This is a genomic window from Ruegeria sp. R14_0, assembly GCF_017743975.1.
Taxonomy (GTDB): Bacteria; Pseudomonadota; Alphaproteobacteria; order Rhodobacterales; family Rhodobacteraceae; genus Ruegeria.
In genome coordinates, this window is the sequence record NZ_JAGHRC010000001.1 from 157667 (window position 1) to 183195 (window position 25529).

Genomic DNA, 25529 nt, shown 5'->3' on the forward strand with positions numbered 1-25529 from the left:
GTGCCCCCGGGGCACATGTGCGCGCGAGCTTGACGCACGCACCGGAATTTTCCCCTCTGTTAACGTTTGAATGTCTGCATGCTGCGTGATAGCGCTTGTTTCCCAGCCGGTTACAGTGCGTATCCGTAGGTTGAATTGGGTGTTTGGCTGGGCCCCTGAGTGTGTCGTTCAGTTCAGTATGCCGTCAAAGCTAAGACAGATTTGCATTCCACTGATGCCCCAGCGTGTGGTGGCCGGTTTCGTTTTCCTTCCAATGTTGGCCTACGCCTTCCCGCCCTTTCTTATGGCGGATTTACCGTTCGTACTGTCCTTCGTTTTCTGGGTGGGGGTGATGTGTATCGCGTTAAGTGCGACGTGGTTGGCTCGCAAACTCATCCATGGCAGCACGGCCTTCGTTAACCTACCGATCCGAGATCTGCTGTACGCTTTGTTCGTTCTGCTGCTGTTCGTACCATCGCTTTGGGTCTTGGCGCATGTCCTGTTCTTTGTTGGCGGGCATTCCGGGCCGGATGTCGCTCGTGTTTTGGGCTACAGTGCACTGTTCACCGCTGGTCTGATATTGACCTGCCGTGTTGAGCCGCGAAAAAGCCAAGAACCGCCTGCACGACCGGTCCCGCGCCTTGCGCGCCGGTTGCCAGCTTCATTTCAGGGACAGATTTACCGCCTGACATCGCGCAACCATTATGTGGACGTGGTCACGTCCGAAGGCACGTTCACGATCCGATCCCGCCTGACCGATGCTATCGCCGAGATGGAACCTCTGGTCGGGCATTGTGCGCATCGATCCCATTGGGTTGCTAAAGACGCCGTTACAGGGACTGAAAAGGTGGCAGACAGATCATACCTAAAACTCGTCAATGGGGACCTTGTTCCCATTAGCCGGAAGTACAAGCCGCAGCTTGAAAAAGACGGGGTGATTTGATCCTAGCGTGGCATTGGGATGATATGCGGATGCGGGCCGGTCAGGATGGCCATCGCCCCGTCATTCATGAGTTGGGTCAGAGTATTATCCGAGGTCAGCAAACCGCCGGTATAGGTGCCATAAGCCGGTAGAATCAACCTTGCGTCGTCCAGAAGGAATGCGGGGCGGGTGATCACCCGTCCGCGGGCTTTCAGGCGGGTTTTGGGATGGTAATGCCCCGAAACCTCGCCTGCTGCACCGGGTAAGGCGATGTGCCTGAACACCATCGGCCCTGCCGTATATTCGGACAGGTGCGTGCCGCCAAGATCGATTGGCCCCGGATCGTGGTTGCCTTCGATCCAAACCCATCTACGCCCGGCTTGCAGAGTGGTCAGCGTCTGCTTTTCCGATGTGCCGAGGGCCGCCAAAGCGTCCAGATCATCAAAGCTGTCGCCCAGGCAGATGATGGTTTGTGCGCCGGTTCTGTCGATGTCGGCGGACAGCCGGGTGAGGGTATCCCGGCTGTCGTAGGGCGGCAGGGCGGGGCCGCCGCGCCGTGCCATGCGTTCCGATTTGCCAAGATGCAGATCGCTGACACAGAGCAATGCCCGGTCGGGCCACCATAAGGCACCGGAGCCGAGCGCACGCAAATCTTGCCCTGCGAAGGTAAACGGCAGTTCGTTCATGTTCCGTTCTTTGCCTTTTTTTCACCGTCGCGCAAGCGGAATTACCCGTTGTCCAAGCCCGCCGTCTGCAACAGCCGCGCGCTCTCTTCTGCCAACAAACGTTCTTCGGCTGCGCCTTTGACCGGAACCTTTCCGACCTCAAGAAATAAAGGTGCGGCCAAGGGCGAAACCCGGTTAAGTCGCACCAGGTCAATCCGGTCATCGATCCGGTCAATCATCGCCTCAAGACGTCCGAAATCCACCAGGCCGCGCATGGCTTCTTCGCGCGTGATCTGCATCAACAGGTGATCCGGGTCGTATTTCAGCAGCGTGTCGTACAAGATGTCCGAGGAAAACGTCGCTTGCCGCCCACTTTTGCGCTGATCACCTGTGTTGCGTTCGATCAGACCGGCAATGGTGGCCGAGGCGCGAAAGGTTCGTTTCATCACCGCATTGCCCGCCAGCCATGTCTCAAGCCCGCTGCGCAAAGCATCGCGCTGGAACAGGGGGCGCGGGTCGGTCACAGCGTCCAGGCCCCAGATCAGCGTGGCATAGTCGGTCGCGACGAAGCCAAGCGGGGCCAGCCCGGTTTCCTCCATTCGTTTGGTCAGCAACAAGCCCAGCGTCTGTTGTGCGTTGCGCCCGGCAAACCCGTAAACACACAGGTGTTCGCGCCCGTTGTCTGGAAAGCTCTCGATCAATAGCCGGTCGCGTTGTGGCAGGCGGGACATGTCCCGCTGAAGCGCCAGCCAATCAGCCGTATGTGTGGGCAGTTGTGGCCAGTCAGATTGAGCGAACACACGCAGGATGCGATCGCTCAACTGCGTGGACGTGGCGAATTTGGTGCCCATGAAGGTGGCGATCTTGGGCTTTTTGTCAGCGCGACGGCTGACCTCGACCACCATTTCGCGCAGGCCCTCATACCGGACGATCTGACCGCCGATCAGGAAGGTGTCTCCGGGCGTGAGAGAGGCGGCAAAGGCTTCTTCGACCTCGCCAAGAGGTTTGCCCCCGCGATTACGCTTCAGGCGGACCTTGAGCGTGTCGGTGTCCTGTATCGTGCCCAGGTTCATCCGAATGCGCGTAGCTGCCCGAGGGTCGCGGAGTTGCCATCTGCCGTCCGGCCGCTGTTGCAGTCGCTGCCAACGGTCATAAGCGCGTAGGGCGTAGCCACCGGTCGCGCAAAAATCCAAACATGCATCGAACTCGGCGCGGCTGAGATCTGCGAAGGGTCCTGCTGTTGTCATCTCGGCAAACAAAGCGTCTGCGTCGAACGGACCCGCGGCTGCGGCGATTAGGATGTGCTGACACAACACGTCCCGAGGGCCGGCACCTCGGGGCTCTCCATCCAGATCATGGGCCTTGGCGGCCTCAAGCGCGGCGACGCATTCCACAACCTCGAAACGATTGGCCGGAACCAACAAGGCTTTGGACGGTGCGTTATAGCGGTGGTTTGCGCGGCCGATCCTTTGCACCAATCGTTTGACATTCTTAGGCGCGCCGATCTGAATCACCAGATCCACATCCCCCCAGTCGATGCCCAGATCCAGAGAACCGGTACAGACAATCGCGCGCAGATCCCCGCGAACCATCGCGGCTTCGACCCGCTCTCGCTGTTGCCGGTCCAGACTGCCGTGGTGGATGCCGATGGGCAGCGCTTCGTCATTGGCAAGCCACAGGTTGTGAAAGAATATCTCGGCCTGGGCACGGGTGTTGTGAAAGATCAGCGTGGTTTTGTGCTGTTTGATTTGTTCCAGCACTGCAGCGATGGAATAGGCCGCGCCGCCACCGGACCAAGGCGGCATCTCCTGCGTTTCCAGCATGCGAATGTCGGGATCCGGGCCGGGGTCGGCTTGAATGATATGGCAGGGGTCGGGGTTACGAGCCAGGAATCGCGCAACGGCCTGAGGGTCTTCGACCGTGGCAGACAAGCCGACGCGGCGCAGAGTGGGGCAAAGGCTTTGAAGGCGCGCCAGCGCCAGCATCAACTGGTCGCCCCGCTTGCTTTCCGCCAAGGCGTGAATCTCATCAACGATGACGCGTTGCACATCCGCAAACATGCGCCCGGCATCCTCATACGACGTCAACAGCGCCAGGCTTTCCGGCGTCGTCAGAAGGATATGCGGAGGGTCCACCCGCTGTCGTTTTTTCTGCGTGGCCGAAGTGTCGCCCGTGCGATCCTCGATGCGAATGGGCAGCCCGATCTCATCTGCAGGGCCGCGCAGGTTGCGTCGTATATCAGCGGCCAACGCCTTGAGCGGCGAGACATAGATCGTATGCAGGCCAGGTCGAGAATCGGCGGCCAGTTCGGCCAGTGTCGGCAGAAAGCCTGCCATCGTCTTACCACCCCCGGTCGGAGCGATCAGCAAAGTCGCCGGGTCAGCCGCCCGGTCGAACATATCCTGTTGGTGCGGATGGATAGACCAGCCTTTAGCGGCAAACCAATCCGTGATCCGGGCGGGAATCTGCGTCATGGACGCAGACTACCCGGCCTTTTCCGGAAATGGCACGGCGTTATTTGACGATGGTTTCGTCTTTGACGAACATGTTTGCCCAGGCCCGGTCAATCAGGTCGGGGCTCATCTGGTAAGGGATGCCCTCGAACTCGCAGATCGAGATCATCTGGTCGATCAGGAAGATCGGCTGGTAGTTGGCGTAAACGTTGTTGATGGTCGGGTACTTGACCTTCAGCAGATGCACCAGAGCAGCCTCGTCCAGTGGCATGCCGCGCTTGCGGGCGACCATGGCGAAGATTTTAAGGAAGTCCTCTTGGTTCGGGCCACCAATTTTGATCTTAAAGAAGATCCGGCGCAGGGCCGCCTGGTCGAAGATCTCGTTCGGGTGGAAGTTGGTCGAGAAGATGACCAGCGTATCGAACGGAACTTCGAATTTTTCACCGGACTGCAGGCCCAGAATATCCTTGTTTTCTTCCAGCGGAACAATCCAACGGTTGATCAGCGCCTGCGGCGGTTCCTGCTGACGGCCAAGGTCGTCCACGATGAAGATGCCGCCGGTCGATTTCAACTGCAGCGGGGCCTGATAGGTGCGCGCAGTCGGGTTGTAGACCAGATCCAGCATGCTGAGCGACAGTTCACCGCCCGTCACAACGGTCGGGCGCTCACATTGGACGTAACGCGTATCGAACCGCTTGCGACGGCGCAGGCTGTTGGGATCGTCGGCTTCTTGTTCGATCGCGGTGTGCACGATCGGGTCGTAAACGGTGATCACCTGACCAGCATACTCAATTGCCCGCGGGACGTAGACGTTGTCGCCAAGCGCATCGCGAATACCGTTCGAGATCGAGGATTTACCATTGCCCGGTGGGCCATACATCAGGATGGACCGGCCCGCGCTGACCGCGGGGCCAAGGTGGTCCAGCAGGCTGTCGGGCAGTACCAGATGGCCCATGGCTCCGGTCAACTGGTCCCGAGTGACCTGAATGTTCCGGATCGACTGGCGCTTGACCTGTTCGCGATAAACATCCAGCGGAACCGGCATCGCGCCGAAGTATTCGGACTGGCTCAAAGCGTCCAGCGCACGGGCCTTCCCGGCATCTGTAAGCTGATAGCCCATTTCGTTCCCGCTGTTGGCATTCAGCGTACCGGTCGCCTCAAGCAGTTTCTGTTCGCGCGCGATGTCGATCAGTTCCTGCGTAACCGACCCCGGCAGACAAACCGCGTCAGCGACCTGACTGACCGTGTCCACGTTTTTGCGGAACATTGTCTTAAGTAGAATGTCCCGCATCATAACGATGGGCAGTTTCATTTCGCCCAAGCCCTTGGGGGCAGGAGGGGCCATAACCGAGGTCGTCTGCATATTCATGAGCGTTGCCCGTCTATCCAGTAATCACGCCAATAGCCCCAATCCAGGGCTGCTTGGAGAAAGTCTTAACCTGATTTGTGTCAGTACCAAGGCACGGAAAAGGCGGACTGATGATAGTTTAGGAACCGGAAACAGTACCCAATATCAGATAGATCGCCAAGCTGGCCCCGAATGGGAACCCCATCGGGAACTTTTTGCCCCGGTCCCAGCTTTCCCAATCCGGGGCAATGGTTCTCAGCCGCGTGTACCTTGCCAGCCTGTGGGTTATGTAAGCGCCAAGTATCGCGCAAGCCATTATGACGGACACTAGGATAATATCCCCGACCCAGACAAAGGCTGAGGCCGCGGCCAAAAACTTTGCATCGCCTGCGCCCATAGCGCCAGCCGCGTTGAAGAGAATGCCCAGAAACAGCACAACAACGATGTGCAGCAATTGCCAAAGATAGGGTGGCAGTGTCAGCACAATCGGACCGATACCAAAGGATGTCCATTCGGTCGCCCATGGCGGCAGCACAAAAAAGCCGACGACGACAAAAACCGCAGTCAAAGCCAAGACCGCGTGGTTCTTGATCAGCATGCTGCGCAGATCGGTAAAGGCCACGTAAAAGCAGATCGGCAGCACAAATGGCAAAAACCACGCGGCTGCCGTCGCTGGGATATCCATGGATCAGGCTTCCTCGAGCGCGCGAAGCGAACGAACAGCTTCCCCATAGTGCTGCGGGTGGGTGGCGATGGCTTCGCGGAACAGGTTCTTCGCAGTGGCGACATCACCCTGTTTGACCGCAGATATGCCCATAGTATTCAGCAGCATCGCCCGTTCGACCTGCGTCAGGGGAATAACCGGCATGCTATAGTTGCCCTGAGCCGTTCTTGCCAGAACAAGGTTATTCTTCGCAGTGAAAAGGGAACTGTCCTGGCGGATCGCATCAGAGAACAGACGTTCCGCAGCGGTGAAATCACCGCGTGCCAGTTTGGAATAGCCCCAGTTGTTCATCACGCTGCCGGGGCGCGTCGTCAGGCCAACCGCTGTTTCATAGAAGTGGTCCGCGCGTTTCCAGTCTTGTCTGGAATCCGCGACCACCGCCTCGAGGCGGTACCGTTGAAAAGTCTCAAATGTGGGCGGCACGGAATCCAACGTGGCTTTGGCCTTGGCCCAGTCGCCGGATTTGACCAAAGCGCCCGCGTACTCGACCTTGTCCACGTTTGTGGCGCCCTTCATGGTCGTCACTTTTTTCCAAGCCGACGCCGCCTCGGTTGTGCGTTTCGCGCGACCCAAGGAAATCGCAAGACCGCGCTGCAGGTCAATCCGGCCGGGGTTTTTGGCGGCAGCGCCCTGGAAATAGGTAACGGCTTCATTCGGGTCTGCGGCGGTCAGCAGAACCTCGTTCAGGTTTGTTTCGTCGATCACGTTCACCTCTTGATAGGTGCGTTCGACTTTTTCCTCTTCGGTTTCTTTTTCACAAGCGGACAATACCAGCCCGCAGATGACCATCGTCGGAATCAAGAATTGTTGGCGCATTTTTTGCGTCCCTTACTGCTCTTGCCAATGTTACGGGAGCTTGCGCAGCTTAAATTGCCCGTCGCCTTGCTGCTCCAGTGTATATTCTTGTTTTTCTGGGGTAGTATTAACAGGATTTTCCATTTTTGCGAGAGCTAAGCGCAGATTGTCCAGGATTGCGTCACTTTCGCCATTATCCAGCGCAAAGGCCCGTCGAAACATTTGCGACGCCTCGGGGTATTCGCCTTTTTCCATCAGCAAAACGCCAAGGTTGTTCCAAGCAACAGGCCAATCGGGGTCGTCCGCTACCGCCCGGCGCAAAAGCTCTTCGGCCTGACCCAGGCGTCTGAGGCCGAGATTGGCGGTTCCCATCGACGTAAGGATCTGGGTGGTCATTCCCTGATCCAGCGCGGCGCGGGTAAAGGCCGTCAGTGCAAGTTCATACTCGCCTGAGACCATCAATCGGTTCCCTACAGTAAGCGGATCCACACTTTGCCCCCTGGGATCGACGCCTGGAGGCTCGAGATCGTTTGACGCGCCGGTTTCCGTGCAAGAGGCCACCACGGCGATAACCATGGTGGCCTGCAACGCACGGCGTATCCCAGAATGGATGCACCCGAATTTTGATTTCATCGGGAATTTATCCCCCGCCACCTGCAAAATCTGCAATGCCTTTTGCCGAGGGACCGACCAGAATGACCAGCAACGGAGGCACCGTCAGCATCATTGTGGCAAGTGTCATTTTGGTTGGCAACTTGTTCGCGGCCTCTTCGGCGCGCATCACACGTTTATCTCGCATTTCGCCTGCGTAAACCCGCAGAGCTTCGGCGATTGATGTACCAAAAGTGGCGGACTGGATCATCACGGTAACAAATGAGCTGACGTCCTGAACGCCGCAGCGCGTACCAAAGTCGCGCAGAACCGAGTCCCGGTCCTTGCCGGCCTTGAGCTCATAGGCGACAACCTCGAACTCTTGCGCGATGTCCGGGTACGAGACTTTCATTTCGGCCGCCACGCGCACGATCGCCTGGTCAAGCGACTGACCCGCTTCGACGCAAACCAGCATCAAATCCAATGTATCCGGGAACCCGGCAATAATGGCTTCTTGCCGTTCTGTAACACGTCGCGTGATCCAATAGCGTGGCAGAAAATACAATCCGCAGGCAGGGACAAGAACGCGAATGATCATTTGTGCTGGCGTGAATTCCTGATCTCCGGCGAAGATGGTCACCAGCGAAACACCAATCAAAATGCCGACAATTCCCAGTGCGAACTGAGCAAAGTGAAAGAACCGCACCGAGTCCTTTGAATGGTAACCCGCCTGACGAAGTTTGAGCTCCATCGCAGATAGCTCGTCTTCGTTTTGGGGTTCCAGAAAGGTCGCAAACTTTTGAAGTTGTTCATTGCGGCTTGCCTGGCGCAACGCATCCTTCTTGTCTTTCTTGCTTGCTTTGGGCGCCGCGTTCGAGCGCTGGAGCTTTTTGAGTGGGTCTTCCGGCTGGTTCAGCATAAGTGGCAAAGCCACCAAGACCATGAACAGTCCAAGTACACCCACAACAATAAGCGGTCCGAAGGGGCCCAGGTTTTCGGTCAGGAACGTGTTGATTTGGTCCAGAAATTCCATAATCAAACCCTCAAACCTTGATGTTCGTTAGAATGCGCATGACGATTAGGTTCAGCGTCAGCATGATGCCCACGAAGAAACAGGCCGGAATGAACCACGGGTGGTCAAGAACTTCGTCATAGTAGCCGGGGTCGTTCACCAGGATGAACAAAAGGCAGAAGATGGGGAAGCCAGACAGAAATTTGCCGGACCACTTCGCTTCGGCGGTGATGGCATTCACACGGCGGAACAGACGGAAACGTGCGCGGATAACCTGTGCCAAGCCGGCCAAAATTTCGGCGAGGTTACCACCGGATTGCTGCTGAATGCCGACGGCGACCGAAAGAAACCGCAGATCCTGCATATCCAGACGTTCGGCAAGGTCTTTGAGGGATTCGCCGACGTCGCGGCCATAGGCACATTCGTCGGCGATGACCCCGAACTCGGTTCCCAGAGGGTCTTGAACTTCGTTGGCCACAATCTGGATGGTGGAAACAAACGGGTTACCGACGCGAAGCGAACGTACCATCAATTCAACGGCGTCGGGCAATTGCTCTTCCATCATGTTCATGCGTTTTTTGGCTTTGTGGTTCACCCAGGCATAAACACCGCCCACGCCAATCGCCACCGACAGCGCGATTCGAAGTATTGTTTCTGTTGCCGTGCCAATGCTGAGCCCGACATAAGCAAACCCGGACACCAGCACCATGATCATGATCAGTTGCTTAGGTGAAAAGGCAATCGCCGCTTTTTGCGCCTTGTCGGCCAAAAGCGAGTAGAGCGGGATGCTTTGCGACTTCATATGCTGCTGCATTTCCTTGCGCAGCTGTTCCAGAACCTGCTCGCGTCCGACGCCCTTGTCCAGCATGTCCAGACGTCGGTTTACACGGCTGTTCAAACTGATGGATTTGCCAAAGGCGACAAGATAGATGCCTTCGACTAGAAGAAGCACCGCGACAAAGATCACGACATAGATAAGGGCCTCTATGGGCAATTGCATGGCCGGACCTCCTTAAACGGTGGTTGGTTCGTAGATGGACGGAGGCAAGTCAAAGCCCCACAGGCGGAAGCGTTCGGAATAGTGGCTGCGAACGCCCGTCGCAGTGAAGTGACCGATGATCTTGTTATCAGGTGTCAGGCCAACGCGCTGAAATTTAAAGATTTCCTGCATCGAAATCACGTCGCCCTCCATCCCGGTGATCTCGGTGATGGATGTCATGCGGCGCGAACCGTCTTGCAGACGGCTGGCCTGAACGATCAGGTTCACAGCGCTTGAGATCTGGCTGCGGACAGCTTTGATCGGCATTTCGATACCAGCCATCGCGATCATGTTTTCCAGACGCGAGATCCCGTCACGGGCCGAGTTGGCGTGGATCGTTGTCATCGAACCGTCGTGGCCGGTGTTCATGGCCTGCAGCATGTCGATAACCTCAGCGCCACGCGTTTCGCCGACGATGATGCGGTCGGGACGCATACGCAGGGCGTTTTTCAAACAATCCCGGGGGCTGACCTCACCTTTGCCCTCAACGTTTGGCGGGCGGCTTTCCATCCGGCCTACATGGGTCTGTTGCAGCTGAAGTTCCGCCGTATCCTCAATTGTCAGGATACGCTCGGCATCGTCGATAAAGCTGGACAGGGCGTTCAGCGTGGTTGTTTTACCAGAACCTGTACCACCCGAAACGATGATGTTCAGGCGCGTGGAAACCGCCGCTTGCAAATACGCGGCCATTTCTTCAGTGAACGCACCGAAATTGACCAGATCATCAATGCCAAGCTTGTCTTTCTTGAACTTACGAATGGAAACCAGCGAGCCGTCGACGGCAATCGGGGGCACCATCGCGTTGAAACGCGAACCGTCGGCCAGACGGGCGTCAACGTAAGGGTTGGATTCATCAACGCGACGACCCACAGCGGACACGATCTTGTCGATGATCCGCATCAGGTGCTTTTCATCCTTGAACGTGATCTCGCTGAGTTCGAGCTTGCCGTGGCGCTCGATAAAGATCTGCTGGGGTCCGTTCACCAGAATATCGTTGACGCTGTCGTCTTGCAGCAATGTCTCAAGCGGACCCAGACCAGTGACTTCGTCGTACAATTCTTTGTTAAGCTGCGTCCGGTCCTCGCGGTTCAGAACGATGTTGCGACTCTCAAGGATTTCACTCGCGATCGAGCTGATTTCCGTTCGCAATTCGGATTCACCGGCGTTTTCCAGCGCTGCGAGGTTCAGGTTCTCGAGCAGCTCGCGGTGTAGTTCGACTTTGATTTCGCCCAGTCGCTCTTTGCGTTTGCGATCCTTGTCCGAGACCGCGACCTCGGCGGCTTTCTTTTGAACAGGGCGGCGCGCGACTGCGTTGGCTGCAGAGGTTTTTTCTTTAGTAGGCGCTGGCGCTGCTGCCTGTGGCGCAGCTGCGGTTTCAACCGGTTGCGCAGCAGGCTGCTTTTTGTATCTGGAAAACACGGCGACTACCCCTCTGAATAATTGTTACGCGGCCTCAGCACCGCTGCTGCCCAAACTATGAAGCGATTTTGCGAGTTTCGCGATTTCGCGGCGCAGCGGATTCTTGGCTGCGGATTTCGCCAGTGGCAAACCATGATCGCCGCTTTGCATGACCTGTTTGCCGCCCTCTGGCAGTTGAAGGTCGATCGAAATACCCAGGCTTTCGCCCATGCGCTTGACCCGGCTTTTGCCGTTCAGGTCAGTGAATTTCGGAGCCCGGTTCAGCGCAAAGCGAAGTTTGTTGAACGGCAGCTCTTCTGCCTGCAGCGCACGTTTCAACCGCAGCGCATTTTGTGCCGAGCGCATATCCAGTTCGATCATTGCAAAGTACACATGCGCGGCCTGCAGCACCGTTTCTGACCACAAGACCAGGGTCTTGGGCATGTCGATGATCACATAGTCGAACTGTCGGCGGGCAGTATTGATAACCTTTTCAATATCTTCCGGAGTGATCAGGTCCAATGGCACCATATCGGAGGGTGCGGTCAGGACGCTCAGCTTTTCCTCATAAGTCTGAAGGGCTTGCGAGAATACGTCGTCGTCCATCGATGCCGTATCCGACAGCATCTCGAATACGGTTTCTCGGCGGGGCAGGTCCAAATAGGTCGAAACGCTGCCGTATTGCAGATCCAGATCGATGACACAGACCGTTGGCGCATCCTTGTCGGACGCGGTTGCAAGTTCCCAAGCCAAGTTTACAGCCAGGGTCGTTGATCCGACGCCACCAGCCAGACCGTGGACAACAAACAACGCAGCTTCTTTTGATTCGCCCTGAACCGCCGGAACAGAGGCGACCTGAGTCGCAGCAACCGGTTCAGGTTTGTTCATACGGTCGATGGCTTCCTTCAGCTCACCTTCAGGAAGCGGGTAGGGGACAAATTCGTCCGCGCCCTTGCGCAGCAACTGGTGCAAAGACGCCGGGGTGACGTCCTCGGCGATCAGCACGACCTTGATCTTTTTTTCCTTGGCCTGCGTGATGATCTCACCCATCAAAGACAGGTTGTCTTCATCGTCTCCGTCGATGGCAAGCGCAACGAATTCAAGGGTTTCAGCTTCGGGTTGGCCGAAGAATGCCAGTGCTTCTGCAAACCCAAGGTCCCCCCAGCGTTCGCCCAGAATGGCTTCCATGTCTTCGATCAACAGATCAAAATTCTGGACGTCGCGACTGATCGTGCAAGCCAGAATAGCGGTCCCATCATCTTGCGTCGTGGCGCTTGTCATTAACACAATCCTCGTCGTCAGGGCCCATTGACTGTCCGAACTCATTTGGCTCGACTCAGTTTTCTGTTGCCCGTTCGCGACCAATGCAGGCCGCACTTCACCCAATTGTTGAAAAGGTGGCTTGGAACTTAGGCAAGATTTAGGCGCAAAAGAACCAATTGTAGGGAATTGGGCGACGATGCCGCCCAATTCTTAGGGATTATTCATCACCGCCGGCGTTGACTTGATCGCGCTGGATGTAGCTCACACGCTCAGCGCTTTCGACATATTCGCGGTATATGACTTCGGCGTACTTGCCGTCCAGCAGCTGACCTTTGCCGCCAGCAAGACCAGAGACTTCGGTCACTGTACGGCGGTTTCTGCGGTCCCGTTCATTTGTATCGATCAGCGGGCGTGTTTTACCGAAAGAAACCACCGCCTCCAGTCGAGACCGCGAAATTCCCTGCTGCGTCAGGAACGCAACGGCTGCATTTGCGCGTCGTTGACCGAGCCGCTGGTTGTACGACGTCGATCCAACCGCATCGGTGTGGCCGTATACACGGAACCGCGCCTCTGGGAATTGTTTGATCCAGTCGGCCTGCCGCAGCAGAATCCGACGCGCCGTTTCGTCCAGCTGTGCACTGTCGAAGGCAAAGTTGATCTGGGTTGGTACTTCTGCTGCGAATCGCTGCCCAAGGATCTGAGCGAATGATAGCTCGCCATTCATAACCTGGGTGTTGTTAAGCGTCGCATTGCCAAAAGCACCCTGGTCCACTTCATACCCGGCCTCACGCGTACATGCGGCGACAGCGACCGAAAGACCCAGTGTGAGTATCCACTTCTGCATTGGTCCTATCCTCCTATCAATCCAGAACGTAGCCGTAGGAGCTTCCAAAGTCCTGCTTGGCCACTTCTGAGGCCGCGCCGGAACCCGGACGCGTTGTACGGGCGGTTCTGCCGTTGATGAACAGATCGAATTCGCTGGGGGGCTGAACCCGATCGGTCGGCAGAGCCAGGGCTTCACCACGTGTTGGCGAGACCAGATGTGCCGTAACGATAACCACCAGTTCCGACTGCTGGCGCTGGTATTCTGCGCTGCGGAACAGTGCGCCCAGTACGGGGACATCACCAATCCATGGCAATTGGCTGTTCTGGTCAGTGAAATCGTCTCGGATCAACCCGGCAATGGCAAAGCTCTCGCCATCGCGCATCTCAATCGTCGTTTTTGTCGAACGCGTGATGAACGTTGGCACGTTGTTGCCGGCGATTGTGAATTCAGAGTTCGGATCGATGCTGGACACCGATGTTCCCAGTTCCAGGTTGATCAGATCACCGTCTACGACGCGGGGCGTAAAGAGGACCTGAACACCGAAATCCCGATACTCGATTGCAATCTGGCCGTCATCGCCGGGAACCGGGATCGGAACTTGGCCGCCCGCCAGGAATTCAGCTTCCTGCCCCGACAAGGCCGACAGGTTGGGCTCTGCAAGCGTACGGGCAAGCCCTTTAGTTTCAAGCGCTTCCAACAGCAAGCGTACCTGTGTTGAACCGGCGCCAAAGCCAAATAGGATAGCACCCGTATTTGTCTGTTGGAACGGGATGTTGTTGTTCAGCGCGTTGGCCAACGCACCGGCGTTGTTCAAGGTGTTGATACCACCCGTCACATCGCTGCCACCGAAGCCGAGCGATGCGGTCAGGCTTTTAGCGACCGACCGATTCATTTCGGCAAAGCGGACTTTCAGCATGACCTGCTGAACCCCACCGACCGACATCAGGTTCGATACACGCTCGGGCGCGTAACGTTCAGCCAGTTCCAAGGCGCGCGCCAGTTTGGCCGAGCTGGAAATCGTACCGGACAGGACGATACCGTCATTCGCTGTGCGCACCTCGATGGGTTCGCTCGGAAGAATTTGGCGCAGTCTCTCTTTGAATTCAGACACATCCGGTGACACACGGACCCTGACGTTGGCCAGCAAATTGCCGGCCCCGTCAAACAAGGTCAGGGTAGTCAGACCAGGGGCCTTACCCAAAACATAGATTGTGCGATCAGAAAGCGAAGAAATGTCAGCGATGCCAGCGTTGGCGATGCTGAGCTCTGCGAAGGGTGTTTCGCTTTCAACAACAATTGCGCGATTCATAGGAACGTCCAGCGTTTCCGCTGTACCGTTCTTAACGACACGCAGTGTTTCGGCCCGGGCAGCACCGCTGACCGAACTGATAACCAGCGCCAACCCCAACAGGGCCGCGCTTATCCAAGAATGTATTTTCATGTGACCTGCCTCTCCGATCACGCCTCGTTTTAGGTCTAATGCCTTATGTGCGTTAACACTGCGCGAATTGCGAATTTATTGCAATAATCAATGGTTTCTGGAATTTTCCTTATGTGGGTAATCAGCAACATCTGAAATGAAACAAGCCGCGTAAATGGCGCGGCTTGTGACGTTAAAGTTTTGATTTCACTTTAGTTTGTGCAGGGGATCTCGGTTATGACAATTTCCCCGCCACGGCGTGTGTTCACAGTGCAGACTCTTTCCGGAGCCGGAGCTGGCGCAGGCGCGACTTCTTGAATTCCCAACAGTTTTCTCTGATCGACTTCAACTGCGCTTGCGATTGTTTCGTCCTCGAAACCAACCAGTGCCAATGACAGTCGCCCGGTGTTCTGAGCTTGAGCAAGAGCCGCGATCTGCTCCGGTGTCGCGGCAACCGTAACAGTCCGCGCGATGGTTGTGCCGGTCAGGTCCTCACCTGTCGTCTGGTCCACGGCGATCAGCTCGATGTTGGTTTGAATCAGTCGGGTGATCTCGCCGTCTCGTCCTGCCCCGCTGAATGACCCGGTCCAATACACATCAACATTGTCGCCCGGACGCAAGAAGCCTGAAACGCCCGATGACACGTCGACGCTGATGGCAAATGCGCGCATTCCTTTGGCGAGACGGGATGTCAGGCCGGCAGCTTCACCTGGGTTGGTGACCTTCACCTCAAGAAGGGCTTCGTCTTTTTCCATTGCCCTCAGAACAAAACGGTCACCCTGACTATCTTCAGGAAAGAGCACGGCAATATCCGTGAATACCCCTTCGGGAATCGCATCTTCTGGCCAGTTTACCGTTCGCACGTCTTCGGTGGTTAGGCGCTCACCATACTTCATGGGGCGATTGGCGACGATTACACCAACTGTTGGAACCGACTTGACGTTGGCAAGGGCATCTTGGGTCGCTTGGCGTTCACGAGCCAGCTGAGCCTGATGCTGAGCGATGTAGTCGCGAGCCAAATAGACCGCCCCACCGGCCAAAAGTACTCCGACAATCAGAACAAGTCCAAATACAGCACGCATTCACGTTCCCTCATACTTTAGTTTCGTTTGGCTCGTCACGGGGATACGATGCCATTTGAGTTATCAGTAAAGGCAAATTGTGTCGAAAAAGGGGACAATCCCGCTTTTTTCGGGTCGCGCCATTCAATCAAGCTGGGTTCGCAGCATCACTTGGCTAAATCAAATGCAACGACGGGATCCTGGACTTCCATGTTTGTCAGTGCGTCGCCCGATTCTTTGTCCAGATGTTGAAGTGGTCCCGAAAAGTTCAGAATCACAATCGCACCAAACCCGACGAGCCCTGCTGTCAAAAGGACCCAATCCACCGTAACGGCTCCGTCTTCGCATTCGGGGAACTTTTTGAACTTTCGCGCCATGGCACTACCAGAACTTGATTGGGCCAAAAGAAAAGGGCCACAGCTAAAGCAGCGTGGCCCCCATCTAGCATTTAGTAGATTAATTATTTCGTCGGAGTGATCTTGGTTGTCACCGTATCAACAGTGGCGTTGGTCAGAGCTTTTTCGACATCGTCTGACAGCGCGTTAGCACCTGCACCAACCTGCGTGTAGGCAACAGCGGCCAGGCCAACGATGGCTGCGGTCAGAACGACCCAGTCTACAGTTACGGCGCCGTCTTCGTCTTTGCGGAAGTTCTTGATGAACTTGATCATGTTACGTCCCTCCTAAAGGATCAAATTAGTCACTTAAACCTAGGGGCCTTCCAGAGCTTTCTCTCTCAGTCCGCTCCCGACCATCTCGGTATGGCACTATGATTGCCTGCTGTGCGTGGCAGGAATTGGGCCAAACCCCATTTTTTTTCGAAGAAGTTTAACTTTTTGATAGTTTTTCCTGTAATGCGCTGATTGGAAAGGAAAAAAAAGTTTCGCAGACCGAGGTTCCCACGTCGCGCCGATGCAAAATTGCGGCAAATGAGGCGAAATTGCCCCAATTCGCGGGGTTTTTCTGGCTTTACAGGCGGTTTCAGGGTTCAAATCAACCAAAAGATAAAACACGAGGCAGGCAAATGAATCTCCGGGACGCAATGACTTGCGCCGGTTTGGCGGTATTGGTGATGACTGGCCCTGTGCCGGTCATGGCAAGCGAGATCGAACCACGGGGCGTCTACAAGCGGATCAAGGCCCCCAAGCCGGGTACCCGACCGCGCGTGACGGTTCAGATTACACCAGAAGAGCACGCCAAAGCACCGTCTGCGCCCAGCACGGGCACCGCAATCGTTGAGCCTGAGATTATTGCGCGTACGCGTGTCACTCCTCCGTCTGTTCCGGGTGCGGCGGGCGCGGGGAAAAAGCCCGCAGGGTCATACAAGGCGTTCTGGGAGCGGATCTCGCCTGCCTTGGCGGAGGCTGGGTCGGGACGTTTGAACGATGCCATTAAAGCCCTGGCGGCAACCAATGTCGCCTCGCCGCGTTTGCAGACCTTGCAAGACATCGCTCAGCAACGCGGAGTAGATATTCTGCGCTCTACCGTGGGCACGAATGTCTCACCGGCACTGGTGCTCGCCGTTATTTCGGTAGAATCAGCCGGTCGCACCAACGCCGTCAGCTCAGCCGGGGCGCAGGGATTGATGCAACTGATGCCTGCAACCGCAAAAAGGTTCGGGGTTAGGGACAGTATGCAGCCGTCGCAGAACATCGCGGGGGGTGTCAAATACCTGAATTGGCTGATGGAAGAATTCGGCAACGACCCGATTCTCGTCCTGGCAGGGTACAATGCCGGTGAAGGAGCTGTGCGTAAGCATGACGGTGTACCGCCTTATGCCGAGACCCGCGACTATGTCCCAAAGGTGCTTGCAGCGTTTCAGGTTGCGCGGGCTTTGTGTTCGACGCCGCCTCAACTGATTACGGATGGCTGCGTATTCCAAACACAGAATTGAAGTAAGGCCCACCAGAGTTTGGTGGGCCTTTTTCAGCGATCGGCGTCAGTTGACGATGTTGGCCTCGGTTGCGGCGCGAATTTCGTCTTCGGTCACGCCCTCGGCGATCTCAATGATCTTCAAGCCACCCTCAACTACGTCCAGAACGCCCAGATTGGTGATAATACGGTTCACCACCTTCTTGCCGGTCAGGGGCAGGGTGCATTTCTTCAGCAGCTTGGACTTTCCGTGCTTGTTGGTGTGATCCATTACTACGATCACGCGGCCAACGCCTGCCACAAGGTCCATTGCGCCGCCCATGCCCTTTACCAGCACGCCGGGAATCATCCAGTTCGCAAGATCGCCTTCTTCATCGACCTCCATCGCGCCAAGAACGGCGGCTGCGATCTTGCCGCCACGGATCATCGCAAACGAGGTCGCGCTGTCGAAATAGGCGGTGCGGGACAATTCGGTGATGGTCTGCTTGCCCGCGTTGATCAGATCGGGATCTTCTTCGCCTTCAAAGGGGAAGGGGCCCATGCCCAGCATGCCGTTCTCGGATTGCAGGGTAATGTCCTTGTCGCCAACATAGTTTGCCACCAGCGTCGGAATACCGATGCCGAGGTTCACATACATGCCGTCTTCAAGCTCTTGCGCCGCACGCGCGGCCATCTGATTGCGATCCCAGGGCATTATGCTTCCTCCTTCTTACGGGTGGTGCGTTGTTCGATGCGCTTTTCGTGTTCGCCCTGAATAATGCGGTGCACGTAGATACCGGGCAGGTGGATCGCGTCAGGGTCCAGCGAGCCGCGGGGCACGATCTCTTCAACCTCGGCGATGCAGATCTTGCCGCAGGTTGCAGCTGGCACGTTAAAGTTCCGAGCGGTCTTGCGGAAGATCAGGTTGCCGGTGTCGTCGGCTTTCCAGGCTTTGACAATGGCCAGATCGGCAAAGATGCCTTCTTCCAGAATATAGGTCTCGCCGCTGAAGTCTTTGTGCTCTTTGCCTTCGGCGATCACGGTGCCCACGCCGGTCTTGGTATAGAAACCGGGAATGCCCGCACCACCGGCGCGCATACGTTCGGCCAGAGTGCCTTGGGGGTTGAACTCCAGCTCCAGCTCACCGCTCAGGTACTGGCGCATGAATTCGGCGTTTTCACCGACGTAAGAGCTGATCATCTTTTTGACCTGCTTGGTCTGCAGCAGGATGCCGATCCCGAAATCGTCGACGCCGGCGTTGTTCGAGGCAAAGGTCAGGTTCTGAGCACCCGAGTCCTTGATCGCCTCAAGCAGCAGTTCGGGAATACCGCACAGGCCAAAACCGCCCGCTGCGATCATCATGCCGTCCGTGATCACTCCATCGAGCGCCTCGGTGGCATTGGCATAGACTTTCTTCATGGAAAACTCCCCCAATGACATGGTGATGGGCAGGTTGTGCCGCCACGTCACGGGGAAGTCAATGAAACCAAGGGGTAGGTGGTATTTCTACCTAACCGGCCGTCAGGTGGCCGCCTTTTTGGTCGTTTTCTTGGTTGTTGCTTTTTTCTTGGGGGCGGCCTTTTTCTTGGTCCCCTTCTTAGCAGCACGCTCGTTGACCAGTTCGATGGCCATTTCCTGTGTCACGTCCTCGGGCTTGATGTCCTTGGGAATGGTCGCGTTGACTTTTTCCCACTTCACATATGGCCCGTAGCGCCCATCCAGAACCTGCATCGGGCCGCCATCGGGGTGTTCTCCAAGCTCTTTAAGCGGCTTGGCTGCTGCGCGACGGCCTCGGCCAGGGTTGGCGCGCTTCTCGGCCAGCATCTCGACCGCGCGGTTCATGCCGATCTCGAACACGTCGTTGGGGTCTTTGAGGTTGGCGTAAACCGGCTTGGCCTCTTCCGGCAGCTGATGCATCAGATACGGCCCGAACCGCCCGAAGTTGGAGCTGATCATGCCGCCTTCAGGGTGTTCGCCAATCTGACGTGGCAGTGACAGCAGCGTCAGTGCTTTGTCGAGGTCCATGTCATCCTTGCTCCACCCTCGGGGCAGCGAGGCGCGTGGAGGCTTCTTGTTCTCTGGCGTCGGCTCTCCGCGCTGAACATAGGGGCCAAAACGGCCGGACTTCAGCCAGATCTCATCGCCTGCGTCCTCGCCCAGCAGGCGTTCTTCGCCTTCGGCCCCCTCGCCAGCGATGGGGCGGGTATAGGTGCATTCGGGATAGTTGCCGCAACCGACAAACCCACCGGTGCGGGACGTTTTAAGGTGCAAACGGCCCACGCCGCATTTCGGGCAGATCCGAGGGTCTGAGCCGTCTTCGCGGGGCGGATAAAGCTGCGGTGCCAACGCTTCGTCCAGCTTGTCCAGCACTTCGGAAATCCGCAACTCGGACGTCTCGCCAATTGCGGCCGAAAAATCGCGCCAGAATTTGCCCAGCAGGTCCTTGTAGTCGCGGTCCCCGGCGCTGACGTCGTCCAGCTGTTCTTCCAGATTCGCAGTGAACTCGTAGCCCACATACTGACGGAAGAAGTTCAGCAGGAAAATTGTAACAATCCGGCCTTTTTCTTCGGGGATCAGCCGGTTCTTGTCCTTGCGCACATATTCGCGGTCCTGAATCGTGGTCACGATCGACGCGTAGGTCGAGGGGCGGCCAATCCCCAACTCTTCCATCCGTTTGACCAGCGTAGCTTCGGTATATCGCGGAGGGGGTTGGGTGTGGTGCTGCAGGGCCAGAACGGTTTCGTTGTCAGACAGAATGGCAGCCTTGTCCGAATCTCCCGTCGCCTTGGCGAACTGATCCCGCAACGAGGTCTTGGCAAAGCGTGCAGGATCGCCCTGCATGATCTGGGGCAGGCGCTTTTCATCCTCGTCGGCCACATCATCGCGACCTTCTTCGTAGACGCGCATAAACCCGTCAAACAGCACCACCTGACCCGTAGCGCGCAGACCGACCTGACCGTCATCGCTGCCGATCTCGACGGTGGTCCGTTCCAGTCGGGCGGCTGCCATCTGACAGGCAATCGTACGCTTCCAGATCAGATCATAAAGCTTGCGCTGATCTTCATCGGTGACTTTCAGCGCCTTGGCATCAAGCGACATATCCGTAGGGCGAATGCACTCGTGCGCTTCCTGCGCATTCTTGGCCTTGTTCTTGTAAATACGAGGGCTGTCCGGCACGTATTCTGCACCGTAACGATCCGTAATGGCGTCGCGCGCAGCAGCCACAGCCTCGGGCGCCATGTCGATACCGTCGGTCCGCATATAGGTAATGTAACCCGCTTCATACAGCCGCTGTGCTACCTGCATCGCATGACGCGCGCCCATGCCGAACTTGCGGCTGGCCTCTTGCTGCAGGGTCGAGGTCATGAAGGGCGCGCTGGGGTTGCGCGCGGCTGGCTTGGCCTCGACCGAGGTGACGCTGAGTGCGCGACTGGTGATGGCCTGAACCGCCAGCTCGGCCTGAGTGGCGTTAGATAAATCGTGTTTGTCCAGCTTTTTGCCGGCCAGAGTGACCAGGCGCGCCTCATAGGTCTGACCGCGCGGTGTTTCGAAAAGCGCTTTGACCGACCAGTATTCGACCGGTTTGAACGCTTCGATCTCCATCTCGCGTTCGACGATCAGGCGCAGACAAACAGATTGCACACGACCCGCAGACCGGGCCCCCGGAAGTTTTCGCCACAGAACCGGCGACAGGTTAAAGCCGACCAGATAGTCCAGCGCGCGGCGGGCCAGATAGGCCTCAACCAGCGGCATGTCGACTTCACGGGGGCTCTGCATCGCCTCGGTGACCGCGTCCTTGGTGATTGCGTTGAACGTCACGCGGCTGACCGGTGTGTCCTTTTTGATCGAACGGCGCTTGGTCAGCGCCTCCTGCAGGTGCCAGCTGATGGCCTCGCCCTCACGATCGGGGTCGGTCGCGAGGATCAGAGCGTTGTCTTCCTTCAGGGCGTCGGCGATGGCTTTGACGTGTTTGCGGCTGTCGTTCCCGACCTCCCATTTCATCGCAAATTCATGCTCGGGATCGACAGAACCATCCTTTGGTGGCAGGTCCCGAACATGCCCATAGGACGCCAGAACCGTGTAGTCGGGGCCAAGATATTTGTTGATTGTTTTGGCCTTGGCAGGAGATTCTACAACAACTACAGGCATTTAAGGGAAAACCTCGCTCGACAGAATGTGCGCCTTCTATGATCGTGCAAAATGTGGAGGGCAAGGGCGAATTGTCAATGCGTTCCTTTGAACACATCAATTACGCGGCGTTTTCAAAGGCCTGACCGGGATGTAAAAGCGCAGACTCGGCTTTGACCAGCTACGCAGTCAATGACAACAACCCGCCCGGTTGACGCTGAATACGTCCGTCGAGTTCCAGATCAATCAGAGCCGGGCCAATCTCACCCGCCGTAGCAGCGATGTCGCGGATCAACTGATCCTCGGCCATTGGGGACGGTCCAAGCCGCGCCAGAATCTCTTGGTGCAGCGGAGCGCCTTTGACGGAGGGTAGTGTATGCAACTCGGGCATGCTCGGTTCGAGAATCGGCTGTGCGTCCTGTTTCGGTAGGGCTTCAATCACGTCTTCGGCCGACCGTATCAGAGTCGCCCCGTCGCGGATCAGCAGGTTGCATCCCGCAGCCCGGGCGTCAAAGGGATGCCCGGGGACGGCCAAGACCTCACGCCCCTGATCCAAAGCGTCCCGCGCCGTGATCAGGCTGCCGGACTTGGCGGCTGCTTCGACCACGACGACCGCTTGGGCAAGGCCCGAAATGATCCTGTTCCGACGGGGAAAGTGACGCGCTTGCGGGGTGACGCCCATGGGTTGTTCCGACACGCGCACTCCGGTCTGGGCGATCTTGTCCGCGAGGGATGCGTTTTCGGCCGGGTAAACCACATCGACCCCACCTGCCATAACGGCGACGGTACCTGTGTCGATGGTCGCAAGATGGGCAGCAGTATCGATCCCGCGCGCCAGGCCCGAAACAATGACATACCCTTGTTTGCCGAGGTCCGTTGCCAACCCCCGCGCCATGCGCGTGCCCAGCGACGAACAGTTGCGCGCGCCGACCATAGCGATCGCCTGACGCTTCAGCAGAGAGACATCGCCAATTGCCCACAGCATTGGCGGCGCATCAGTCAAGTCATTCAACGCGCTTGGGAAATCGGCGGACCCAAGGCACAAAAGTTGGGCATTCGCGGCTTTTGCCGCCCTGAGTTCCGCCTCAATCACGCCGGGCGGGCAAATTTCATACCCATCAATTCCGGCAGCGCGTGCCATTTCAGGCAGCGCGGACAGCGCATTCTGCGCCGAGCCATGTTCCCGCAGCAGCCGCCGAAACGTCGCCGGACCAACCTTGCGAGAGCGCAACAGACGAAGCCAGGAAAACCGGTCCTCTTCCGTGGTGGGTGGGAGTGTGGGGTGATAGGAAGAAAGCTGCTCTTCGGTCATCCGTTGCTCCGCCTGATTGCAGAACTGGTTTACGGCTGGCGGGGTTAACAGCTTGTGAATCTCTTCAAATTATTCGGATAATTTTTCGAACTGGAGCGCTGTTCCTTTCCAACTGTTTGAAAGAATTGGAAGAAATTTTATCGCAAGAGTAAGGAAGCGGCCCAAACAGAGACCGCGATCCAGTGATGTCCGGCGCGCGCTGTTAACCCTGAGCGGTGCTGATTCTGTGTCAGGCCGCCGACCCGCCGACGGTCAGCCCATCCATCAGAACCGTTGGCTGGCCGACGCCGACTGGCACCCATTGGCCATCCTTGCCGCATGTGCCCATGCCCGGATCCAGCGCCATGTCGTTGCCCAGCCCGCGAATGCGTTTGAGCGCAGACGGGCCGTCTCCGATCAGGGTTGCACCTTTGACCGGGGCACCAATCTTGCCGTTCTCGACGCGGTAAGCTTCGGTGCACGAGAACACAAACTTCCCGTTGGTGATGTCCACCTGACCGCCTCCAAAGCCGACGGCCCAGATGCCGTCCTTGATATCAGCGACCAGGGATGCGGGATCGGCATCGCCGCTCAGCATCACGGTGTTAGTCATTCGCGGCATAGGTTTATGCGCATAGCTCTGACGTCGTCCGTTTCCGGTGGGCGCAACCCCCATCAGGCGCGCGTTCTGGCGATCCTGCATGTATCCCGTCAGGATACCGTCTTCGATCAGAACCGTGCGCGAGCTGGGCGTACCTTCGTCATCCAAGGTGATCGAGCCACGACGATCCGGGATAGTGCCGTCATCCACAACCGTCACACCTTTCGAGGCGACCTGCTGGCCCATCAGACCGGCAAATGCAGAGCTGCCTTTTCGGTTGAAATCCCCTTCCAGCCCGTGCCCGATTGCTTCGTGCAGCAGGATGCCGGGCCAGCCGGGGCCGAGTGCGATTTCCATCACGCCGGCCGGGGCAGGGACTGCATCCAGATTAACCAGAGCGATCCGAAGCGCTTCACGCGCCTTGTCCTGCCAATCGGCTGCGTCGATCAGCCCGTCTAGCCCGACGCGCCCGCCACCGCCGGCCGAGCCGCTTTCACGGCGACCGTTTTGTTCAACGATGATCGAAACGCCCAGGCGTGTCATCGGGCGCACGTCGCGCACCAGAACCCCGTCGGGGCGCAGGATTTCGACTTCTTGAACGCTTGCCGCAATGGTTGCACTGACCTGTACCACACGGGAGTCCAGATCGCGGGCAAAAGCGTCGATCTCGCGCAGCGTCTCAATCTTGACCGGGAAATCGGCAGATTCGATCGGGTCTTCGTCCGTGTAAAGGCGCGTGTTTGTGGGGCGGGGCGCATCGGCCAGTGTGCCGCCGCCATCGCCAACCGCCAATCGCGCCGTCTCGGCTGCGCGTTTCAGGGCGGGGATCGAAACGTCGGTAGAATGTGCATATCCTGCGACTTCACCCTGAACGGCGCGCAGGCCGAACCCTTCGGAGGCGTCATAGGATGCGGTCTTCAAGCGGCCGTCGTCAAAGACCAGAGACTCGGATTTCCGCCTCTCAACAAACAGTTCTCCATCCTCTGCCCCGGCAGTGGCTGACTGCAAAACCGCAAGTGCTTCGTCCCGCGGAATAGCGCTTTCAAATGGGCGAAACGGGTCGTTGGGCATGGGTTGGGACCTTTCGAGTTTGATCCAGATCAAAAATAGCGTCTGTTTGACGCAAGCATTTTGCTTTATCTACCCGTCGGAATATGGTTTTTAACGCGGCCAAAGACAACGGGAGAGGTGCGACTGATTCACACCTTTTCGCCAGAGAAGCAAAGATCAGACGATCAGGACAGAAAATGAAGAATGCTTTGATGCTTTCGGGGCTCATGACAGCCCTCTCCAGCCTTCCCGCCATGGCTCAGGAGCTTGAAATTATTGGTAAGCCGGTCGATGGCGGTTTGGGCTTCCAGCCAGCGGCGACCAGCCTGGCCGAAGGGATCCAGCGGTTAGACGCTATGATTCTGGTGATCATCACGGCCATCTGTGTGTTCGTGGCGGGTCTGCTGGTCTACTGCATCGTGCGCTACAACCGTCGCGCAAATCCGGAACCAGCGCGATTCTCGCACTACACACCGGTTGAGATCGCGTGGACCATTGTCCCGATCCTCATTCTGGTCTTTATCGGTGCCTTCTCGCTGCCGGTTCTGTTCAACCAGCAGGAAATTCCCGAAGGCGACATCACCATCAAGGTCGTTGGCAACCAGTGGTACTGGACCTACGAATATGTCGATCACGACTTCGCATTCGACAGCTATTTGCTGGGCCATCCGGCCACATTGGATGAAGGCGCTCGTCCTGCGGATGCAGATGTGACCCCGTTCGTACTGGACGATGCGATGCGCGCCAAACTGGCGGATGCGGGCTATGGCGAAGACGAATGGCTGCTGGCCACCGACACCGCCGTTGTCGTGCCGGTTGGCAAGGTCATTGTCATGCAGGTCACCGCGTCTGACGTGATCCATTCCTGGACCATCCCGTCCTTCGGCGTAAAGCAGGACGGCGTTCCGGGACGTCTGGCCGAGCTGTGGTTCGAAGCCGAGAAAGAAGGCGTCTACTTCGGCCAGTGCTCTGAACTGTGCGGCAAAGACCATGCGTACATGCCGATCACCGTCAAAGTGGTCAGCGAAGAAGCATACGAGCAGTGGCTGCAAGGCGCTTTGGAAGAGTATGCAGGTCAACCCGCAGCCTATCAGGTTGCATCCAAGTGATGAC

22 protein-coding genes are annotated in these 25529 nt (G+C 57.3%); 3 read left to right on the forward strand and 19 right to left on the reverse strand.

What is annotated here, in order from left to right:
* Positions 1-214 precede the first annotated feature (214 nt).
* Entirely contained in the window at positions 215-922 is a 708-nt protein-coding gene (locus J7416_RS00755) for a LytTR family DNA-binding domain-containing protein (protein WP_247744069.1), read from the forward strand.
* 2 nt (positions 923-924) lie between these two features.
* Here J7416_RS00755 and pdeM read toward each other — a convergent pair whose 3' ends face one another.
* The 14 genes from pdeM to J7416_RS00825 all read right to left on the reverse strand — a co-directional run bounded on the left by pdeM (position 925) and on the right by J7416_RS00825 (position 16166).
* Positions 925-1587: a ligase-associated DNA damage response endonuclease PdeM gene (gene pdeM / locus J7416_RS00760; RefSeq protein ID WP_209222174.1), complete on the reverse strand. Its 663-nt coding sequence runs from the start codon at positions 1585-1587 to the stop codon at positions 925-927.
* Between the two features lie 41 nt (positions 1588-1628).
* A complete protein-coding gene (locus J7416_RS00765; protein ID WP_209222176.1) occupies positions 1629-4040 on the reverse strand; it encodes a ligase-associated DNA damage response DEXH box helicase in 2412 nt (803 codons plus the stop codon).
* A gap of 40 nt (positions 4041-4080) precedes the next feature.
* On the reverse strand, positions 4081-5388 hold the full coding sequence (locus J7416_RS00770; protein ID WP_209222178.1) for an ATPase: 1308 nt from the start codon (positions 5386-5388) through the stop codon (positions 4081-4083).
* A gap of 118 nt (positions 5389-5506) precedes the next feature.
* Entirely contained in the window at positions 5507-6052 is a 546-nt protein-coding gene (locus tag J7416_RS00775; RefSeq protein WP_209222180.1) for a prepilin peptidase, read from the reverse strand.
* 3 nt (positions 6053-6055) lie between these two features.
* The gene (locus tag J7416_RS00780) at positions 6056-6907 is read right to left on the reverse strand and encodes a tetratricopeptide repeat protein (RefSeq protein ID WP_209222182.1); all 852 of its coding nucleotides are present in this window, start codon (positions 6905-6907) and stop codon (positions 6056-6058) included.
* Positions 6908-6937: 30 nt separating this feature from the next.
* Positions 6938-7462 carry a tetratricopeptide repeat protein gene (locus tag J7416_RS00785; RefSeq protein ID WP_209223794.1) on the reverse strand — a complete coding sequence of 175 codons (525 nt, stop codon included), beginning with the start codon at positions 7460-7462 and terminating at the stop codon, positions 6938-6940.
* 64 nt (positions 7463-7526) lie between these two features.
* Complete coding sequence (locus tag J7416_RS00790) at positions 7527-8510, reverse strand: type II secretion system F family protein (protein WP_209222184.1); 984 nt, start codon at positions 8508-8510, stop codon at positions 7527-7529.
* Between the two features lie 10 nt (positions 8511-8520).
* The gene (locus J7416_RS00795; RefSeq protein WP_209222186.1) at positions 8521-9489 is read right to left on the reverse strand and encodes a type II secretion system F family protein; all 969 of its coding nucleotides are present in this window, start codon (positions 9487-9489) and stop codon (positions 8521-8523) included.
* A 12-nt stretch (positions 9490-9501) separates the two neighbouring features.
* A complete protein-coding gene (locus tag J7416_RS00800; protein ID WP_209222188.1) occupies positions 9502-10947 on the reverse strand; it encodes a CpaF family protein in 1446 nt (481 codons plus the stop codon).
* A gap of 24 nt (positions 10948-10971) precedes the next feature.
* The gene (locus J7416_RS00805) at positions 10972-12207 is read right to left on the reverse strand and encodes an AAA family ATPase (RefSeq protein WP_209222191.1); all 1236 of its coding nucleotides are present in this window, start codon (positions 12205-12207) and stop codon (positions 10972-10974) included.
* A 199-nt stretch (positions 12208-12406) separates the two neighbouring features.
* Positions 12407-13033, reverse strand: a complete 627-nt coding sequence (locus J7416_RS00810; RefSeq protein ID WP_209222193.1) for an OmpA family protein — start codon at positions 13031-13033, stop codon at positions 12407-12409.
* 16 nt (positions 13034-13049) lie between these two features.
* Positions 13050-14456 (reverse strand): type II and III secretion system protein family protein, encoded by a 1407-nt coding sequence (locus tag J7416_RS00815; RefSeq protein WP_209222195.1) that lies wholly within the window; start codon positions 14454-14456, stop codon positions 13050-13052.
* Between the two features lie 191 nt (positions 14457-14647).
* The gene (gene cpaB, locus J7416_RS00820; RefSeq protein WP_209222196.1) at positions 14648-15517 is read right to left on the reverse strand and encodes a Flp pilus assembly protein CpaB; all 870 of its coding nucleotides are present in this window, start codon (positions 15515-15517) and stop codon (positions 14648-14650) included.
* A 439-nt stretch (positions 15518-15956) separates the two neighbouring features.
* Positions 15957-16166, reverse strand: a complete 210-nt coding sequence (locus J7416_RS00825; RefSeq protein WP_209222199.1) for a hypothetical protein — start codon at positions 16164-16166, stop codon at positions 15957-15959.
* Between the two features lie 401 nt (positions 16167-16567).
* On the opposite strand from J7416_RS00825, the gene J7416_RS00830 reads away from it, so the two are divergent.
* Complete coding sequence (locus J7416_RS00830) at positions 16568-17389, forward strand: lytic transglycosylase domain-containing protein (RefSeq protein ID WP_247744109.1); 822 nt, start codon at positions 16568-16570, stop codon at positions 17387-17389.
* Positions 17390-17434: 45 nt separating this feature from the next.
* Here J7416_RS00830 and J7416_RS00835 read toward each other — a convergent pair whose 3' ends face one another.
* The 5 genes from J7416_RS00835 to tldD all read right to left on the reverse strand — a co-directional run bounded on the left by J7416_RS00835 (position 17435) and on the right by tldD (position 24437).
* On the reverse strand, positions 17435-18061 hold the full coding sequence (locus J7416_RS00835) for a CoA transferase subunit B (protein WP_209222203.1): 627 nt from the start codon (positions 18059-18061) through the stop codon (positions 17435-17437).
* Positions 18061-18765: a CoA transferase subunit A gene (locus J7416_RS00840; RefSeq protein WP_209222205.1), complete on the reverse strand. Its 705-nt coding sequence runs from the start codon at positions 18763-18765 to the stop codon at positions 18061-18063. The genes J7416_RS00835 and J7416_RS00840 overlap by 1 nt, the downstream gene beginning before the upstream one ends.
* Before the next feature lie 102 nt (positions 18766-18867).
* On the reverse strand, positions 18868-21495 hold the full coding sequence (topA, locus tag J7416_RS00845; RefSeq protein ID WP_209222207.1) for a type I DNA topoisomerase: 2628 nt from the start codon (positions 21493-21495) through the stop codon (positions 18868-18870).
* Positions 21496-21655: 160 nt separating this feature from the next.
* Positions 21656-22786, reverse strand: a complete 1131-nt coding sequence (dprA, locus tag J7416_RS00850; protein WP_209222208.1) for a DNA-processing protein DprA — start codon at positions 22784-22786, stop codon at positions 21656-21658.
* A 229-nt stretch (positions 22787-23015) separates the two neighbouring features.
* Entirely contained in the window at positions 23016-24437 is a 1422-nt protein-coding gene (gene tldD / locus J7416_RS00855) for a metalloprotease TldD (RefSeq protein WP_209222209.1), read from the reverse strand.
* Positions 24438-24613: 176 nt separating this feature from the next.
* On the opposite strand from tldD, the gene coxB reads away from it, so the two are divergent.
* Positions 24614-25525: a cytochrome c oxidase subunit II gene (gene coxB / locus J7416_RS00860; RefSeq protein ID WP_209222210.1), complete on the forward strand. Its 912-nt coding sequence runs from the start codon at positions 24614-24616 to the stop codon at positions 25523-25525.
* The last annotated feature ends 4 nt before the right edge of the window (positions 25526-25529 follow it).